16 protein-coding genes are annotated in these 16,469 nt (G+C 34.9%); 4 read left to right on the top strand and 12 right to left on the bottom strand.

Going from position 1 to position 16,469, the window contains the following annotated elements; all coding sequences use genetic code 11:
* Window positions 1-317 precede the first annotated feature (317 nt).
* Window positions 318-1,448 (top strand): DegT/DnrJ/EryC1/StrS family aminotransferase, encoded by a 1,131-nt coding sequence (locus ACKOWY_RS09510; protein ID WP_408941205.1) that lies wholly within the window; start codon window positions 318-320, stop codon window positions 1,446-1,448.
* A 5-nt stretch (window positions 1,449-1,453) separates the two neighbouring features.
* Window positions 1,454-2,467: a UDP-glucose 4-epimerase GalE gene (gene galE, locus ACKOWY_RS09505; RefSeq protein WP_408941204.1), complete on the top strand. Its 1,014-nt coding sequence runs from the start codon at window positions 1,454-1,456 to the stop codon at window positions 2,465-2,467.
* Here the strand turns inward: galE and ACKOWY_RS09500 are convergent.
* From ACKOWY_RS09500 to ACKOWY_RS09485, 4 genes are all read right to left on the bottom strand, one after another.
* The gene (locus tag ACKOWY_RS09500; RefSeq protein WP_408941203.1) at window positions 2,464-2,718 is read right to left on the bottom strand and encodes a hypothetical protein; all 255 of its coding nucleotides are present in this window, start codon (window positions 2,716-2,718) and stop codon (window positions 2,464-2,466) included. The two genes, galE and ACKOWY_RS09500, sit on opposite strands and share 4 nt — an antisense overlap.
* A 93-nt stretch (window positions 2,719-2,811) precedes the next feature.
* Window positions 2,812-3,684 carry an ACP S-malonyltransferase gene (gene fabD / locus ACKOWY_RS09495; protein ID WP_408941202.1) on the bottom strand — a complete coding sequence of 291 codons (873 nt, stop codon included), beginning with the start codon at window positions 3,682-3,684 and terminating at the stop codon, window positions 2,812-2,814.
* Window positions 3,685-3,779: 95 nt separating this feature from the next.
* Window positions 3,780-4,187: an AtaL-like protein gene (locus ACKOWY_RS09490; protein WP_408941201.1), complete on the bottom strand. Its 408-nt coding sequence runs from the start codon at window positions 4,185-4,187 to the stop codon at window positions 3,780-3,782.
* An 11-nt stretch (window positions 4,188-4,198) separates the two neighbouring features.
* Entirely contained in the window at window positions 4,199-4,915 is a 717-nt protein-coding gene (locus ACKOWY_RS09485; RefSeq protein WP_408941200.1) for a pirin family protein, read from the bottom strand.
* 136 nt (window positions 4,916-5,051) lie between these two features.
* On the opposite strand from ACKOWY_RS09485, the gene ACKOWY_RS09480 reads away from it, so the two are divergent.
* Entirely contained in the window at window positions 5,052-5,609 is a 558-nt protein-coding gene (locus ACKOWY_RS09480) for a sugar O-acetyltransferase (protein ID WP_408941199.1), read from the top strand.
* A 41-nt stretch (window positions 5,610-5,650) separates the two neighbouring features.
* Here the strand turns inward: ACKOWY_RS09480 and ACKOWY_RS09475 are convergent, their stop codons facing one another.
* Both ACKOWY_RS09475 and ACKOWY_RS09470 read right to left on the bottom strand, forming a co-directional pair.
* Window positions 5,651-6,841, bottom strand: coding sequence for a pyridoxal phosphate-dependent aminotransferase (locus tag ACKOWY_RS09475; RefSeq protein ID WP_408941198.1), 1,191 nt, complete (start codon window positions 6,839-6,841; stop codon window positions 5,651-5,653).
* 34 nt (window positions 6,842-6,875) lie between these two features.
* Window positions 6,876-7,970 (bottom strand): fatty acid desaturase family protein, encoded by a 1,095-nt coding sequence (locus ACKOWY_RS09470; RefSeq protein WP_408941197.1) that lies wholly within the window; start codon window positions 7,968-7,970, stop codon window positions 6,876-6,878.
* Between the two features lie 111 nt (window positions 7,971-8,081).
* On the opposite strand from ACKOWY_RS09470, the gene rsmG reads away from it, so the two are divergent.
* Window positions 8,082-8,699 carry a 16S rRNA (guanine(527)-N(7))-methyltransferase RsmG gene (gene rsmG, locus ACKOWY_RS09465; protein ID WP_408941196.1) on the top strand — a complete coding sequence of 206 codons (618 nt, stop codon included), beginning with the start codon at window positions 8,082-8,084 and terminating at the stop codon, window positions 8,697-8,699.
* Window positions 8,700-8,746: 47 nt separating this feature from the next.
* Here rsmG and ACKOWY_RS09460 read toward each other — a convergent pair whose 3' ends face one another.
* The 6 genes from ACKOWY_RS09460 to map all read right to left on the bottom strand — a co-directional run bounded on the left by ACKOWY_RS09460 (window position 8,747) and on the right by map (window position 16,437).
* The gene (locus tag ACKOWY_RS09460) at window positions 8,747-11,065 is read right to left on the bottom strand and encodes a T9SS type A sorting domain-containing protein (RefSeq protein ID WP_408941195.1); all 2,319 of its coding nucleotides are present in this window, start codon (window positions 11,063-11,065) and stop codon (window positions 8,747-8,749) included.
* A gap of 99 nt (window positions 11,066-11,164) precedes the next feature.
* Window positions 11,165-12,793 carry an L-glutamate gamma-semialdehyde dehydrogenase gene (gene pruA, locus ACKOWY_RS09455; protein WP_408941194.1) on the bottom strand — a complete coding sequence of 543 codons (1,629 nt, stop codon included), beginning with the start codon at window positions 12,791-12,793 and terminating at the stop codon, window positions 11,165-11,167.
* 289 nt (window positions 12,794-13,082) lie between these two features.
* Complete coding sequence (gene apaG / locus ACKOWY_RS09450) at window positions 13,083-13,469, bottom strand: Co2+/Mg2+ efflux protein ApaG (protein ID WP_408941193.1); 387 nt, start codon at window positions 13,467-13,469, stop codon at window positions 13,083-13,085.
* A 66-nt stretch (window positions 13,470-13,535) separates the two neighbouring features.
* Window positions 13,536-14,783: a DUF5103 domain-containing protein gene (locus tag ACKOWY_RS09445; protein ID WP_408941192.1), complete on the bottom strand. Its 1,248-nt coding sequence runs from the start codon at window positions 14,781-14,783 to the stop codon at window positions 13,536-13,538.
* A gap of 66 nt (window positions 14,784-14,849) precedes the next feature.
* On the bottom strand, window positions 14,850-15,620 hold the full coding sequence (locus ACKOWY_RS09440) for a class I SAM-dependent methyltransferase (RefSeq protein ID WP_408941191.1): 771 nt from the start codon (window positions 15,618-15,620) through the stop codon (window positions 14,850-14,852).
* Between the two features lies 1 nt (window position 15,621).
* Window positions 15,622-16,437, bottom strand: coding sequence for a type I methionyl aminopeptidase (gene map / locus ACKOWY_RS09435; protein WP_408941190.1), 816 nt, complete (start codon window positions 16,435-16,437; stop codon window positions 15,622-15,624).
* Between the last annotated feature and the right edge of the window lie 32 nt (window positions 16,438-16,469).

Here is a 16,469-nt window from a genome sequence, read left to right as displayed (position 1 = left end):
GGCAAAGGTAAGCTTTTATTTATATCCTGCAACTATTTTACTACAGAAAATCAAAAAAAATAACGCTTTTTTATGCAACTCTTGCTTTTCTACTTTTTAACCCCTTGATTCTATGAAGGTTGTTATCCTAACTTTTTTCTTAAAAAAACAAAAAATAGTTTCGAAATCTCTCTCTCCTAGCCCTGATTGAGACGGTAGCGCTTGCTTGACTCAAGCAAGACTATAGACGAAAGCAGGAACTATCTTTGCAAAAAAGCTCTATGATTCGCTACAAATAATAAGAAAAAGTGTACTTTTGTGTTTCCAATTTTTATGACATGAAAAAACTACAGATGGTTGACTTAAAAAGTCAATATGAAAAAATAAAAGCCGAAGTAAATGCGTCTATTCAAGAGGTTTTAGACACAAACACCTATATAAACGGACCTTTAGTTCACCAATTTCAAGCTGATTTAGAAAAATATTTGGGAGTAAAACATGTTATTCCGTGTGCAAATGGGACCGATGCGCTGCAAATTGCAATGATGGGATTGGATTTAAAACCAGGAGATGAAGTAATTACGGCCGATTTTACTTTTGCGGCTACAGTAGAAGTAATTGCATTGTTGCAATTGACTCCGGTATTAGTTGATGTGGATATTAATAATATGAATATTTCGCTAGAAGGAATTCGCAAAGCAATTACTCCAAAAACTAAAGCAATTGTTCCGGTGCATTTGTTTGGTCGTGCAGCCAATATGGATGCGATTATGGAAATTGCAGCAGAGCATAACCTTTATGTAATTGAGGACAATGCGCAAGCTATTGGTGCAAACTATTCTTCTAAAGATGGTTCTAAAAAGAAAGTTGGAACTATTGGACATGTAGGAGCAACTTCGTTTTTCCCTTCTAAAAACTTAGGATGTTATGGCGATGGAGGTGCAATTTTTACCAACGATGATGCTTTGGCGCATAAACTAAGAGGAATTGTAAATCACGGAATGTACGAACGTTACCACCATGATGTTGTGGGGGTAAACTCGAGATTAGATAGCATACAAGCGGGCGTATTAAAAGCAAAATTACCACACTTAGATACCTACAATAAAGCGCGTCAAGAGGCGGCTAGAAAATACAGTTTGGCATTAGGAATTAACAAAAATATCATTGCACCAACTATTTGTGATGCTTGTGATTGTCACGTATTTCATCAGTATGTGATCCGAATTACAAATGGAAAACGCGATGGTTTATTAGCACATTTACAGGAAAAAGGAATTCCGTGTGCTATTTATTACCCTATTCCATTACACAGTCAGAAGGCTTATGCCGATGCACGATACAAAGAAGAAGATTTTCCAGTAACCAATAAATTATGTGATGAAGTGATTGCGTTACCAATGCATACGGAATTGGAAGACGATCAAATTAAATTTATCACAGATAGCGTTTTAGAATTCGTAAACTAAATACAATGAAAATAGTTGTTACCGGAGGATTAGGTTTTATTGGATCACACACCGTGGTGGAATTACAAAATGAAGGTTTTGAGGTGGTGGTAATTGACAATCTTTCCAATTCATCGGAAGGTGTTTTAGACGGAATCGTAAACATAACCGGAAAACGACCTGTTTTTGAAAAAATAGATTTACGCGATAAAGGCGCAGTTCAAAACTTCTTTGAAAAGCATCAAGATGTATCGGGAGTAATTCATTTTGCAGCCTCAAAAGCTGTTGGCGAAAGCGTAGGAAATCCGCTACTTTATTATGAAAACAACATCAATTCGTTGGTATATATTTTACAAGAATTAAAAGAGTTACCTAATTCCAATTTTATATTTAGTTCTTCTTGTACGGTTTACGGTCAAGCCGAAAAAATGCCTATCACTGAAGATGCTCCCATTCAGGCTGCAATGTCTCCCTATGGAAACACAAAACAAATTGGCGAAGAAATAATATCTGATTCTGCAAAAGTAACCAACATCAACTCTATTTTACTTCGTTATTTTAACCCAATTGGGGCACATCCAAGTGCTGAAATTGGAGAATTACCGCTTGGTGTTCCTCAAAATTTAGTGCCTTTTATTACACAGACAGCAATTGGATTAAGAGAAAAATTATCGGTTTTTGGAAGTGACTATCCTACGCCAGATGGCACAGCAGTTCGTGATTACATTCATGTTGTAGATTTGGCGAAAGCCCATGTCATTGCCCTACAACGCTTGCTAAACAAACAAAACACCGAAAAAGTGGAAGTGTTTAATTTGGGCACCGGAACAGGAAGTTCGGTTTTGGAAGTAATTCAAGCCTTTGAAAAAGTTTCAGGCAAGAAATTAAATTACCAAATTGTTGGCAGAAGAGAAGGTGATGTAGTCACTGCTTATGCCAATACCGATAAAGCCCATACCGTTTTGGGTTGGAAAACCCAATCTAGTTTGGAGGAAGCATTAGCAAGTGCCTGGAAATGGGAACAAAAAATAAGAAGTTAGTCTTTTTTAGCTGCTTTTTCTTTTACTTTTTTGGCTTCCAATTCAACTTTTTCTGCACCTTTTTCAATAAGTTCCTTTGCTTTTACTTTTGAAGTATCAATTGCGCTTTGAGCTTTTTCTGCTATTGAATCAATTGACTCTTTCATTTCTGTGCCTACTGCTAGAGATGCTTCTTTTACTTTTTCTTTAGTTTCTTCTTTACATGAAACCAAAGCTGTTGCGATAGCTAGGGATAGGATTATATTTTTCATTTTGCACTATTTTTTATAAATGTAAGCAAAAATACTGCCAAAAAAAATCCCTAGAAATACTATTCCTAGGGATTAAATTATAAAGAGGATAAATTAAGCGTTGTGAGTAACTGCTTCTCTATCTATTTTATTTACCAATCCAACTAATACTTTGCCTGGTCCAACTTCGGTAAAACTTGTGGCTCCATCAGCAATCATTTGTTGCACTGATTGGGTCCATTTTACAGGAGCTGTTAATTGAATAATAAGGTTTTTCTTAATTTCTGAAGGATCAGAAACAGCGCTTGCAGTTACATTTTGATATACTGGACATATAGGCTGTGAAAATTCGGTTGCTTCAATGGCAGCAGCCAATTCTTCGCGGGCAGGCTCCATCATAGGTGAGTGAAATGCCCCACCTACTGGCAATATTAGAGCTCGTTTTGCACCTGCTTCTTTCATTTTTTCGCAAGCAACTTCTACTGCACCATATTCACCAGAAATCACCAATTGCCCAGGGCAATTATAGTTAGCTGCAACTACTACTCCATCTACAGATGCGCAAATGTCTTCTACAATTTTGTCGTCTAAGTTCAATACAGCTGCCATAGTTGAAGGTGTTATTTCACATGCTTTTTGCATCGCCAAAGCTCTTTGTGAAACTAATTTTAATCCGTCTTCAAAAGACAAAGCGCCATTTGCAACCAAAGCAGAAAATTCGCCTAACGAGTGTCCGGCTACCATTTCTGGATGAAAATCTTCTAATGTCTTGGCTAATATTACCGAATGCAAGAATACGGCAGGCTGTGTAACTTTGGTTTCTTTTAGTTCTTCGGCAGTTCCTACAAACATGATGTCTGTGATTCGGAAACCCAATATTTCATTTGCTTTTTCAAATAATTCTTTGGCTAAAGCCGAATTTTCGTACAAGTCTTTACCCATTCCCGAAAATTGAGCCCCTTGACCTGGAAATATATATGCTTTCATTTTATTATTGATTTTATTAAACTCGAATTTTATTTGGTGTAAAAATAGTAAAATTTTGTAGCCCCTAAAACATTACCTAATAGACGAACAAAGCTTTATGAATTTTCGATATAATTTTTGGTTTTTAATACCGCATTTTTTACCAATTCAAAATCATTAATCTCGATTTTGGTTGTTTTATCTATCCAATGAATTGTAAAGGTCATTTCAGTTTCGTTATCCGAAATTGCTTTGATGTCATTATCAACATAACCCTCTAATTTAGGATGATCCAATAAAAGAAAACGGACTTTATAGGGTTCAAAAGTGATTTTTTCTTTCAAAATTGTGCTGCCCATATCGTTTGTAACGGTCATTTGTCTTAAAACAAAATCGGTGTTTTTTTCGGAAATGATCACATCACTTACCCTAGGAACAAAGTTTTGAGGGTTATCAATTTTATCAAGTAAGTTTTTCCAAGTAAGTTCTAATGAAGCATTAACTGTAGTAGTAAATTGAACCATAATTCCTACTATTATTGATTCATTGGAATTTCCATAAGTAAAAATTTGGCATCGGTTGTTGCTTTGATTTCAATAGTGGAGAAATCCCAAATCCCTAGTCCGTCACGAGTTTCTAATTCTTGATCATCTACTATAATGGTTCCAGAAATTACAAAAACATACAATCCGTTATTTACCTTATTAATGGTATAGGTTTTGGTAAAATCTTTATCAAAATCGGCCAAATAAAACCAAGCATCTTGATAGATCCAAACTCCGGCATCGTCTGCATTTGGAGAAAGTATTTGAGCAAAATTATTTTTTTGTTCGGTTACATCCAATGTGATTTGCTGATAACGGGGTGTAACATTTCGATATTTTGGGAACACCCAAATTTGGAATAACTTGGTGCGTTGGTCAGCATTAGGATTAAATTCGCTGTGTTGAATTCCGGTACCGGCACTCATAACTTGAACATCACCGGTTTTAATCACTTCTGCGTTACCCATACTGTCTTTGTGAGCCAAATCACCTTCCAATGGAATAGTAATAATTTCCATATTATCGTGCGGGTGGGTTCCAAATCCCATGCCTGCAGCAATGGTGTCATCGTTTAATACGCGTAACATTCCAAACTGAATTCTTTCAGGATTATACCAGCTAGCAAAACTAAAACTATGGTATGCATTTAACCAGCCGTGGTCGGCATGTCCTCTTGTATTGGCTTTGTGTAAAACAGTGTTTTTCATTTTTAGGTAATTATTTGATGCAAATTTACAACTACAAAATGGTTTTGCACATCTTGTTTTTATTTTTAATCGAAATTAATTTCGGATAAATAAAAAAAACAGAACTCGTATATTTGACCAAATGAAGTTGTAATTTATGAAAACCGAAAAAGACAAAATGCTTTCAGGCGATAATTATTTTGGAAATGATAAAGAACTCAGTGCTGAAAGAGCAAAAGCAAAAAAATTATTGCATCAATTGAATGTAACCGAATACTTGATGAATGGCACATCGAGGGCTATCTTGAAGGAGCTTTTGCCCAACGCACACAAAAGATTATACATCGAACCCCCTTTTCATTGTGATTATGGCTATAATATCATCACAGGCGAGAACGTTTATTTTAATGTAAATTGTGTAGTTCTCGATTCTACACAAGTGAATATTGGTTCAAATGTTTTGATAGGTCCTGGAGTTCATATTTACACTTCCACCCATCCTGTTGATGCAATAGAAAGAAGAGAAATGCAGTTTTCAAAACCTGTTTCTATTGGAGAGGATTGCTGGATTGGTGGTAACTCTGTCATTTGCCCAGGAGTAACTATTGGAAAAGGATGTACTATTGGAGCAGGATCGGTTGTAACAAAAGATATTCCAGATAACTCATTAGCTGCTGGAAATCCGGCAAGGGTAATTCGGAACTTAAATCCATAAAAAAACCTCAATTACTTGAGGTTTTTTTATTTGTATGGTAATTATGCCAAGGCTTCTTTTATTCTTCGTAAGGCTTCTGTTAATAATTCTTCGCTAGTAGCATAGGAAAAGCGAATGCAATTTGGATTACCAAAAGCATCTCCTGTTACGGTTGCAACATTTGCTTCAGCTAACAAATACATTGAAAAATCGTCGGCATTATTGATTAATTTTCCACGTAATGTTTTTCCAAAATACGAAGAAACATCAGGAAATACATAGAAGGCACCTTCAGGAACATTCAATTTTAATCCTGGAATTGCGTTAATTAACCCAACCACTAAATTTCTTCTGCTTTTGAAAGCAGATACCATATCATTTAGTACACTTGGATCAGCATCTACAGCAGTAATCGTTGCACGCTGTGCTATTGAGTTGGCTCCAGATGTAACTTGACCTTGCATTTTAGTACACGCTTTGGCAATATATTCGGGAGCTCCAATGTAACCAATTCTCCATCCTGTCATTGCAAATGCTTTCGCTACACCATTTACTGTGATGGTTTTTTCAAACATCCCTGGGATGGATGCAATACTGCAAAAAGTACCCGAAAAATTAATGTGTTCGTATATCTCATCGGCAACTACAAATATATTTGGATGATTTTCTAATACTTTTGCTAAAGCAGTTAGTTCTTCTCTACTGTAAACCGATCCACTTGGATTACAAGGCGAACTGTACCAAATCATTTTAGTTTTTGGAGTTATTGCTGCTTCTAATTGTTGCGGGGTGATTTTAAAATCACTTTCTACTGAAGTAGGAACTTCAACCGGAACTCCTCCTGCCATTTTCACAATTTCAAAATAAGAAACCCAATATGGTGCAGGCAAAATAACCTCATCACCATCATTAAGCATAACTTGAGCAATATTATATAACGATTGTTTTGCACCTGTAGAAACTACAATATTAGATGGCTTGTATTCTAAATTATTGTCTCTTTTAAATTTTCTACAAATTGCTTCTTTCAATTCTTGATACCCATCTACTGGAGAATAGGTGCTGTAGTTTTCATCGATGGCTTTTTTAGCAGCCTCTTTAATAAAATCGGGGGTATTAAAATCGGGTTCACCCAAACTTAAACTAATAATATCTTTTCCTTGTGCTTTTAATTCTCTTGCTAATGCTGCCATTGCTAGAGTTTGTGAAGTGGAAAGGCTGTTAATTCTGTCCGATAATTGATTGTTGTTCATTGTTGTGTTGGTTGTATATTTAAAAAGTATTGATTTATGCTAATTGCGGATTTCGACCTAAGTCTCTCAAATGAGTAAAATGGGAATATATTGCAGCTCTTGTAGTTTTGAATTCGTAGTAAGGCAGATTACATTCTTTAGCTGTTTCCTTAACAAATTCGGCAATTTTACTGTAGTGAATGTGACTAATATTTGGAAAAATATGGTGCTCAATTTGATGGTTTAATCCTCCGGTGTAGTAATTCACCAACCAGTTTTTAGGCGCAAAATTGGCAGTAGTATACAATTGATGTACCGCCCAAGTATTTTCTATTTCGCCATTTTCATCTGGAACTGGGTTTTCAGTTTCATTCACAACGTGAGCCAATTGAAACACAACGCTCAAAATTACTCCAGCAGTATAATGCATCACAACAAAACCTAGTACAACTTTCCACCAAGTGATTCCCATTACCATTGGAATAACCAGCCAAATTGAAAAATAAATTATTTTGGTAATGATTAATGTGGTCCAATGAACTACAGGTTTCTTAAATTCTCCATAAGATAAATTGCGTTTTAAGTAGCGTTTCATTTGAAGAAAATCGGTAGTAATAGCCCAATTGAATGTCAATAATCCATATAAAAATATTGAATAATATTGCTGGAATTTATGGTGCTTGTACCATTTTGCTTCTTTGGTGAAACGCAAAATTCTACCGGCTTCAAGATCTTCATCATGCCCTAATATATTGGTGTAAGTGTGATGTAAAACATTGTGTTGCACCTGCCAATTGTATACATTTCCTGCAAGGATATAAATACTTCCCCCCATAATTTTATTCACCCAAGATTTGTTTGAATACGCTCCGTGGTTTCCATCGTGCATTACATTCATTCCAACTCCCGCCATTCCAACACCAATCACAACATTCAATAATAGATACGTCCAAAAGGGCATATCCATTGCCAATAAAAAGAAATATGGAGTTAGAAAAATAGAAAACATTACAATTGTTTTTACATGCAATTTCCAGTTTCCTGTTTTTTCTAAATTATTATCTTTAAAATAGTCGTTTACTTTTTTATTAAGAGTTCTAAAAAATTTAAGACTGTCATTTTTAGAAAATATTGGGGCTGTGGTATTCATATTTTTTGGTATTCAAAAGTTTTTACAAATGTAATTATTATAATTTTTTTAAACTCAAAATCAAAGTATAATTATTAACTAAATATACTATTTTTGCCTAAAATGAATAATATGGAGGAAATAATAAAACAATTCCCAAAACTTACAGAAAATCAGATACATCAATTTGAAAAACTTCAAGATTTATACCAAGATTGGAATACAAAAATTAATGTTATTTCGAGAAAAGATATTGACGAATTGTACACCCGCCATGTATTACACTCTTTAGGAATTGCCAAAGTAATTTCTTTAAAACCCCATTCCAAAATCATGGATGTAGGAACCGGGGGTGGATTTCCAGGAATTCCTTTGGCGATAGTATTCCCTGAAGTAGATTTTTATTTAATTGATGTTATTGGGAAAAAAATCAAGGTGGTGAATGAAGTGGCCACTGCTTTAGGCTTAAAAAATGTAAAAGCTGAGCAAATGCGCGCTGAAAATGTAAAGCAAGATTTTGATTTTATAGTAAGCAGAGCGGTTACCAACATGCCCGATTTTGTCTCTTGGATAAAAGGCAAAATTAAAAAGACCAATACCAATGATTTACCTAATGGTATTTTATATCTAAAAGGGGGTGACTTAACCGAAGAACTTAAAAGTTTTCCAAAAGCAACCGAATACAACTTGTCTGATTTCTTTAAGGAGGAATTTTTTGAAACCAAAAAAGTAGTGCATTTGCCCTTATAAAAAAAGCCCTAATTAAATTAGGGCTTTTTTTTATTAACGTATGTTACTTATCCTTTTATTACTTTCTTAGTTACCGAACCATTTTCTGTTTGAATGGTAATTAAATAGACCCCATTTGATAAATTTACAGGAATATCTAAGCTGCCGTTTATGGTTTCTTTAGGAGAAAAATAGATTGTTTTACCAAGTACATCTGTTATAGTAATAGCAGCATTTTCAATACTATACGACGAATTAATTTGTACTGAATTTTGTACCGGGTTGGTGAACCATAAACTAGTCAATTCTGAATTTTGTTGGGTAGCCAATGGAGTTATAATTTCACTTAATGCATAAGCCACATTAGCATCTGTTAAAGTCACATGATTCTCATTTGAAGTTGGTACAGAAGAAGTTATAAATGGCGTTACCGATGCAGAAGTAATTGGCGCATATAAATTTGTGGAATTAGAAACTGCCATCGAACTCCATACCGGAATAAAATCAAAATAAGAAGTAACTAAGTTATTCAAGAACTCGGTTAATATAGCATTTCCGGTCGCGACAGTTGCAACAGAATTCATATCAAACTTCCCTCCTGGTGCTGTATCCAAACCGTCGGTGTAACTTGGAGCCATTGATTTAGCAAAACTTTCGTATCCTGTAATCCAAAAAAGTATCCATTGTTGTGCTTTAAAATGACTTACTTCAATAGCATTTTGTGCGATTGATGGCGTGTAATTTAAATTAATAATGGCACGCTGCGTGCTCGAAATATTAAAAGTGTGATTCATTACAACCATTCCTGGAGTACCCGTCATGGAGCTATTTCCTGCACCATTTACAATTGCAACATTTCTTGTTGTTGTTGGAAAGCCCATGGCATTTAATTCTGATTGGAATGCGTTTCTAAAATTTGGACAACCTACAGGCTGTAATGCAGAATTTGGAGCGGTTAAAAATTCATACGTATTTGATGGTGCTGTTAAAGAAGTATTTAAGTGCCCTTCAAATTGATCGATTAGCATTTCTCTTGCTGCCGGACTTTTAAGCATTCCGTTTACTAGGGTTTGCATAGTTACATCAGCTAAAGGTCCAAATCCCATGTAATTAAATAAATGCTGGTATCCAATTGGCACATTAGCACCTTGATGCGGAGCGTCAAATGAAATATATAATCTTGTATCGTGATTTAAATTATGTTGTTCCATATAGCGTAAAGCATATCTTGATATCAATCCTCCCATACTTGGCCCTATTATAACATTTTTTGCAGTTCCCACTTTTTGCGCATTAATTTGGTTAATTAACTCAACCAAAATCATGGCATTTCTTTGAATATAATCTACTCCACCATCAACTACTGTTGTAGTTCCTGGTCTAGTATAGGTTGGAAAATTAAGTATGATTACATCATACCCTTGAGCGCGAACCATATCCCCAAGATTTTGCCCTGAGGTTCCATAGTTTAAAAGCAAATAAACACTTGCAGCATTTCGTGCATCACCAGGATCAAAACCATCTAATAATATAATTGGTTTATCAAGAATTCCATCCACTGTATCCAGAAATATTTGGTATTCTCCCTGACCTAAATATGCTTGAGTTTCATCATAACCTTGGTAAGGAATTGTTGCAGTTATTGCATTTACTACGTTTGGATTTAGGGCTTGTCCATTTTTTTTGGAACTAGAGATTGCTTGTGCATCTATTTCTAAAGTAATCGATTCTTCAATTATCTCAGCGGTAGAAAGCGTAATTTTAAACTGGATTTTTTGGCTTCCATTTTTTTCAAAATTCAATTGAAACACTTGATCGATAGTTACATTTTGCCACGAATTAGTAGCGTTATTATACACTTCAACCGAAGAAACTTTCTTATTTGTTGTATTAAAAATCAAATCACTTTTCAAGACAAAATCAACTGTGTTGGTTTTTGCTTTTGATACTAAACCGCCAAGAACTGAAATGCTGTGGTTACTAAATGGTGATTCAATTCCTTGTTTTAACTCCATTTGATTATTGGAATTTAAAAACACATTTTTATTTTCTATTTCCGACTTTTTGATCATTTCAAAATCGGAAATTAATAATGCTAACGGAATTTGTTTTTGTGAAAACCCACTGTTTCCTGCTTTTTTTAACACTTCAAGCTTTGGCAACCTTTGATCAAAATCGGCTCTTTGCAATTCATGATATACTTGCAAAAAATTATTAGTGGTGATACCATTGTAATTAAAATTGGCAGCATTAGAAATAGTATAAACCCTATCATAAAGAATGTTGGTTTGTGTTTTATTCTTTAATAAATCGTAGGTTTTGTCTTGGCTAAATCCGAAAATCGAAAATAAGTAGCAGGCTATTAAAGTAATTTTTAATTTCATCATAAATGGAATTTGAAAAAACGAATATACAATTTTTATTTTTTTTCAAATAAAAAAAGCCCAAACATTTCTGTATGAGCTTTTTACTTGTTATTTATTTTATTATTCTCCCAAAAAAGGATAACGATAATCCTCTGGAGTTACAAAAGTTTCTTTAATTGTTCTTGGTGAAACCCAACGCAATAAGTTTTGCATTGATCCCGCTTTATCATTTGTACCGGAAGCTCTTGCACCTCCAAAAGGTTGCATTCCAACAACGGCTCCTGTAGGTTTATCATTAATATAGAAGTTTCCAGCAGCATTTTGTAAAGCCGTAGTAGCTTCAACTATTGCATATCGATCTTGACTAAATATTGCACCTGTTAAAGCATATTCTGATGTTTCATCAATAAGTTTTAAGGTTTCTTCCCATTTTGAATCTTCATAAACATAGATGGTAATCACCGGACCAAAAAGTTCGGTTTCCATAGTTGCATATTTAGGATTGGAAGTTACAATAACCGTTGGTTCTATGAAATATCCTTTGGATTTGTCGTAGTTTCCACCAAGAATGATATCGGCATCGGCATCTTTTTTGGCTTGGTCGATATAGCTTGTAATCTTATTAAAAGATCCTTCATGAATAACTGCGGTAATGAAATTTCCAAAATCTTCTGGCGATCCCATTTTCATTGAATTTACATCGATTGTAAGTTGATCTTTCACGGCAGGCCATAAACTTTGTGGAATATACGCTCTTGATGCAGCCGAACATTTTTGCCCTTGAAATTCAAATGCCCCACGAGTAATTCCGGTAACAACTTGTTTCACATTGGCAGATGGGTGAGCAACAATAAAATCTTTCCCACCTGTTTCTCCAACAATTCTTGGATAGGTTTTATAGGTATGGATGTTGTTTCCTATTTTTTTCCAAATTTCTTTAAATACAAAAGTAGATCCGGTGTAGTGCACCCCAGCAAAATCTGGACTTGCTAAAACGGTATCGGTAATCATTACTGGATCTCCAAAAACAACATTGATCACCCCGTCTGGAACTCCTGCTTCTTTAAAGACATCAATAATTATTTTGGCAGAAAATACTTGGCTATCACTTGGTTTCCAAACTACAGTATTTCCCATTAAGGCAGCACTTGCGGGAAGGTTGGCTGCAATGGCTGTGAAGTTAAACGGAGTAATTGCATATACAAAACCTTCTAGCGGACGGTATTCTACACGATTCCAAATATCAGAAACCGATTTTGGCTGGTCGCTGTAAATTTGGGTCATGAATTCTACGTTGTAACGCAAGAAGTCGATTAGCTCACATGAAGCATCTATTTCTGCTTGAAAAATAGTTTTCGATTGTGCAATCATAGTCGCGGCATTAATTCGGGCTCTGTATGGTCCTGCAATTAATTCGGCGGCTTTTAAGAAAATGGCTGCACGGTGTTCCCATGGCATTTGTGCCCATTTTTTTCTAGCTTCTAATGCTGCAGTAATGGCATCGGTGATGTGTTTTTTTTCTGCTAAATGGTAGGTTCCCACAACATGTTGGTGGTCGTGTGGCGCCGACATATTTTGGGTATTTCCAGTACGAACTTGCTCTGAACCAATGTACATTGGCACATCGATTGTTTCGTTCCACATTTTTTTATAAGCTGCCAATACAGCCGCTTTTTCAGGAGAATTTGGAGCATATGATTTTACAGGTTCGTTAACCGCCTTTGGCACTTGATAGAATCCTTTTGACATGGTATAGATCGTTATATTGTTAGACTAATTAGATTGTTAGAATTTTAGACTGTAAAGTTCTAATTATTCAATAGGTAACAAAAGTACAAAGGTTTTTTTGAATTTTTGACAACAACGAGCAGTAAACTTTTACAGGCTGCAATTACTCTAGCCCAGATAGAAATGGAAAGCGTTGCGAAGTAAAAAACGAATTTTTATTGCCTGAAAACTGCGACTTTGGGAGCACGTTTTTAGGCTTAGAAAAATAGATTTTTACGAGCAACCTTGAAATGAATAGCTGGAATAGCTCCTAGTTTAAAGCATAGGGCGCGCTTAAGCGAAAAGTTGGAACGATCACCCGGAAATTTCTGGTAGTGGTAAAATTAATCATATTGAAAAACCCTTTCATGGCACCGTGAGGTGAAGAAAGTAAGCACCCCGAAGAATAAGTATGTGATTCACCTGGCTTAATAACTGGTTTTTTACCAATTACCCCCTCGCCGTCTACAATTTCAATATCATTAAGGGAATCGAAAATTTCCCAATGCCGTGTTATCAGTTGGACGGTATCTTTGCTGGAATTTTCTATGGTTATTTCGTAAGAAAAAGCAAAATGAATCTTGTAGTTTTTGAAGTAAGTACCTTCAAAACTAGTATTTACAGAAATCTTTATGCCTCTTGTTATTTGGGTAACCATAAATTATCTTTTTTGTAAAGTTATAAAATAATTGCCTTTACAATTTTAATTAAAGTTAAAAAATTATTAATTAATAATTTCAGTTGAAGTTGCAATTCCTTTTCCTATTACCCTATCGTAGCGCTGGTTATTTTCTCGGTAATATATAATAGCGTGGTAGTTGTTTTCGGTTTGCCAAAAGTTGCCATCGATTGCATTTTCATTGTCGATTTTTCCTTTGCTATCCCCAATAGAATAGGAGTAATTGGTAAATCCTTGCTTGATCATCATTGCCTTTTCGAATATCCCTTTTTTCTCATTATAATCCATTTTGTTCTCTTCGGTAAGGGCATAATTATTGAACATTCCGGTTACGTAAATACTTTTATCTAAGTAATAGGCAGGTGCTGAAAGTGAGAAATAAACCCAAGCATAATCGGCTTCAATTTCACTGTTTTCAGAATTAATATTGGTAACTAAAAAATTTCCGTTGATGTCTGGCCAATAGGTATATTGCTGATTCGCACGGGCATTATTGGTGTATAAATAACAATTGTATAATCCGCCGTTAGTATCTATATGAGCGATAGTATTGGTAGCTGCTCTAATGTTTTTATTCTCGAAAAACAGGTATTCGTTTCCAGCCCAAAACTGAGTCTCTGTATCGTATTTATAAATCAAATCATTACCCATGGTATACATTGGTTTGATATTGGATATTGCATTATCAAAACGACCGTTTTGCATTAGCAAAACTTTGATGTTATTAAGTGGATTTTGAAAAGTGATTGCATTGGATTTTACTGCAAAATCTATATTGTGTTTGTATTCTAAATTAATATTGGTTCGCGCTCTTTTTACTTGCATCGGCACCGAAACAAGTTCTTCGTATATAATTAGTTTTCTAGAAAAAACAACTTCTCGATTTTCATTTAATATACTAATGATATAGTTGCCGCTCACTTTTAATTGTGTTTGTTTATTTGGTAAAGTGAGTTTGTAGTGTGAGTAAATTTGAAGCGCATTAAAGGAATTGGAATAGTCTTGAATTCGCAGATCATCAAAACCTACTAAATACTCATTAATTGATAATTGAGAAGGTTTCCAATCGTAATCACAGTGGGTGATTTTATAATAAAAGTTGTCTTCGGATCCATGCAAATCATCAAATTGCAATTGAAATGTATCTCCTAATAAAAATAATGGCACCGCATTTTGCCCATTCTGTACAAAAGAAATCGACTTAATATTAAAAGGAGGCAACACCTCTTTTTCTTGAGAAAACAATGCAGCCGAAAAAAGTAAGGTAATTAGAAGAAAATAGTTCCTAAGCATAAAATAAGAATTATAAATGTAAATATACTAAATATTATTATCTGAAATTATGCCAAAGGATTATTTTTATTTAAAACAAACTGGAATAATTTCTCCATTTGCCAAGCAATATTTTTCTACTAATTGGGGAGTTAATTTAGCAGTATAATCTTCCTCCACAACAGTAAATCCAATACTTCTAAGTTTATCAAAATAATCTCTACCATACACTCGCACGTGATCGTACTGTCCGAAGATTTTTGCTCGCTCTTTTTGATCTACAATTGAATCGTCTGAAAAAGTAGTTGCTCGAGATAGATCTTGAGGAATTTGAAAAACTCCCATTCCACCTGGCTTTAATACTCGATACAACTCTTGCATGGCTTTAGTATCATCGGGAATGTGTTCTAAAACATGGTTGCAAAAAATAATATCGTAGCTATTCTCTTCAAAAGGTAAATTACAAATATCTGCTTTTACATCTGCCAAAGGTGATAGCAAATCGGTGGTAGTGTACTCAATATTGGTTTGCTTTTTGAATCGTTTGTAGAATTCTTGCTCTGGAGCAAAATGCAATACTTTCTTCTTTTCTTTAGAAGTAAAAAAATCGGTTTCATTTTGCAAATACAACCATAACAATCGGTGTCTTTCTAAAGACAAGGTGCTGGGTGAAAGAACGTTGTTTCTTTGGCTTCCGTATCCATAAGGCAAAAACATGCGAAAACTTTTTCCGTCTATTGGATCGGTGAAACGATTTCCTTTTAACAAAAAAGCTAAAATTGGGCGAACCACTATACTCAGCCGAATTAAAATAGGTCTTGGAATAGTATTTAGTATAAACTTGAATATTCTTTTCATGTTAGCTTAATGGAGTTTTACGGAATTCATCTTCTTCATTACTTACAATTCCTAGTGCATCGTAGATGTATTTAAAAGTAGATAGTATTTCTGGTTTACCATCAATAATTGCCACATCATGTTCAAAATGGGCGCTTGGTTTTCCATCGGCAGTAAGAATGGTCCAACCGTCTTTTAGTTGTTTGATGTTTTTAGTTCCCATATTTATCATAGGCTCAATTGCAACCACCATTCCTTCTACAAACATTTTCCCTCGACCTTTTTTTCCGTAATTTGGCATTTCGGGATCTTCATGCATTTTTGTTCCAATACCGTGGCCTACCAATTCTCTAACAACACCATAACCATGTCCTTCGCAATATTTCTGAATAGCATTTCCTACATCTTCTACTCTGTTGCCCACACGAAATTCTCTAATTCCGATGTACAAACTTTCTTTGGTAACCTGTAATAATTTTTTCACTTCGGGAGCAACTTCACCAATTGCAAAACTGTAAGCGTGATCTCCATAAAAGCCATTTTTTAGTGCGCCACAATCTACAGAAATGATATCTCCTTCTTCAAGTGGTTTATTATTTGGAATACCGTGAACTACTTGTGTATTCGGACTTACACATAGTGTATTTGGAAATCCGTAAAGTCCTAAAAACCCTGGTACAGCACCATGATCTCTAATACATTCTTCGGCAAGTTTGTCTAATTCTAAAGTGGTCACACCCGGCTTAATTACTTTTGCTATTTCGCCTAATGTTTTCGAAACAATCAACGCACTTTCGCGCATTAACTCTATTTCTTCTCTCGTTTTTGGAATAATCATTTTACTAAATTTCAGTCGACAAAAGTAACTAT

It is taken from the genome of Flavobacterium sp., from assembly GCF_046073885.1.
GTDB lineage: Bacteria > Bacteroidota > Bacteroidia > Flavobacteriales > Flavobacteriaceae > Flavobacterium.
Note: the sequence above shows the minus strand (reverse complement) of the source record. Positions and strands in the feature narration are given on the sequence as shown.

What these genes read in the sequence shown, in the direction of transcription:
- apaG (WP_408941193.1), bottom strand. Translation starts at nt 13,469, where the DNA reads ATGGTTACCCAAATAACAAGAGGCATAAAGATTTCTGTAAATACTAGT.
- ACKOWY_RS09490 (WP_408941201.1), bottom strand. Translation starts at nt 4,187, where the DNA reads ATGGTTCAATTTACTACTACAGTTAATGCTTCATTAGAACTTACTTGG.
- ACKOWY_RS09485 (WP_408941200.1), bottom strand. Translation starts at nt 4,915, where the DNA reads ATGAAAAACACTGTTTTACACAAAGCCAATACAAGAGGACATGCCGAC.
- ACKOWY_RS09480 (WP_408941199.1), top strand. Translation starts at nt 5,052, where the DNA reads ATGAAAACCGAAAAAGACAAAATGCTTTCAGGCGATAATTATTTTGGA.
- galE (WP_408941204.1), top strand. Translation starts at nt 1,454, where the DNA reads ATGAAAATAGTTGTTACCGGAGGATTAGGTTTTATTGGATCACACACC.
- ACKOWY_RS09440 (WP_408941191.1), bottom strand. Translation starts at nt 15,620, where the DNA reads ATGAAAAGAATATTCAAGTTTATACTAAATACTATTCCAAGACCTATT.
- rsmG (WP_408941196.1), top strand. Translation starts at nt 8,082, where the DNA reads ATGGAGGAAATAATAAAACAATTCCCAAAACTTACAGAAAATCAGATA.
- map (WP_408941190.1), bottom strand. Translation starts at nt 16,437, where the DNA reads ATGATTATTCCAAAAACGAGAGAAGAAATAGAGTTAATGCGCGAAAGT.
- ACKOWY_RS09460 (WP_408941195.1), bottom strand. Translation starts at nt 11,065, where the DNA reads ATGATGAAATTAAAAATTACTTTAATAGCCTGCTACTTATTTTCGATT.
- ACKOWY_RS09445 (WP_408941192.1), bottom strand. Translation starts at nt 14,783, where the DNA reads ATGCTTAGGAACTATTTTCTTCTAATTACCTTACTTTTTTCGGCTGCA.
- ACKOWY_RS09475 (WP_408941198.1), bottom strand. Translation starts at nt 6,841, where the DNA reads ATGAACAACAATCAATTATCGGACAGAATTAACAGCCTTTCCACTTCA.
- ACKOWY_RS09500 (WP_408941203.1), bottom strand. Translation starts at nt 2,718, where the DNA reads ATGAAAAATATAATCCTATCCCTAGCTATCGCAACAGCTTTGGTTTCA.
- fabD (WP_408941202.1), bottom strand. Translation starts at nt 3,684, where the DNA reads ATGAAAGCATATATATTTCCAGGTCAAGGGGCTCAATTTTCGGGAATG.
- pruA (WP_408941194.1), bottom strand. Translation starts at nt 12,793, where the DNA reads ATGTCAAAAGGATTCTATCAAGTGCCAAAGGCGGTTAACGAACCTGTA.
- ACKOWY_RS09510 (WP_408941205.1), top strand. Translation starts at nt 318, where the DNA reads ATGAAAAAACTACAGATGGTTGACTTAAAAAGTCAATATGAAAAAATA.
- ACKOWY_RS09470 (WP_408941197.1), bottom strand. Translation starts at nt 7,970, where the DNA reads ATGAATACCACAGCCCCAATATTTTCTAAAAATGACAGTCTTAAATTT.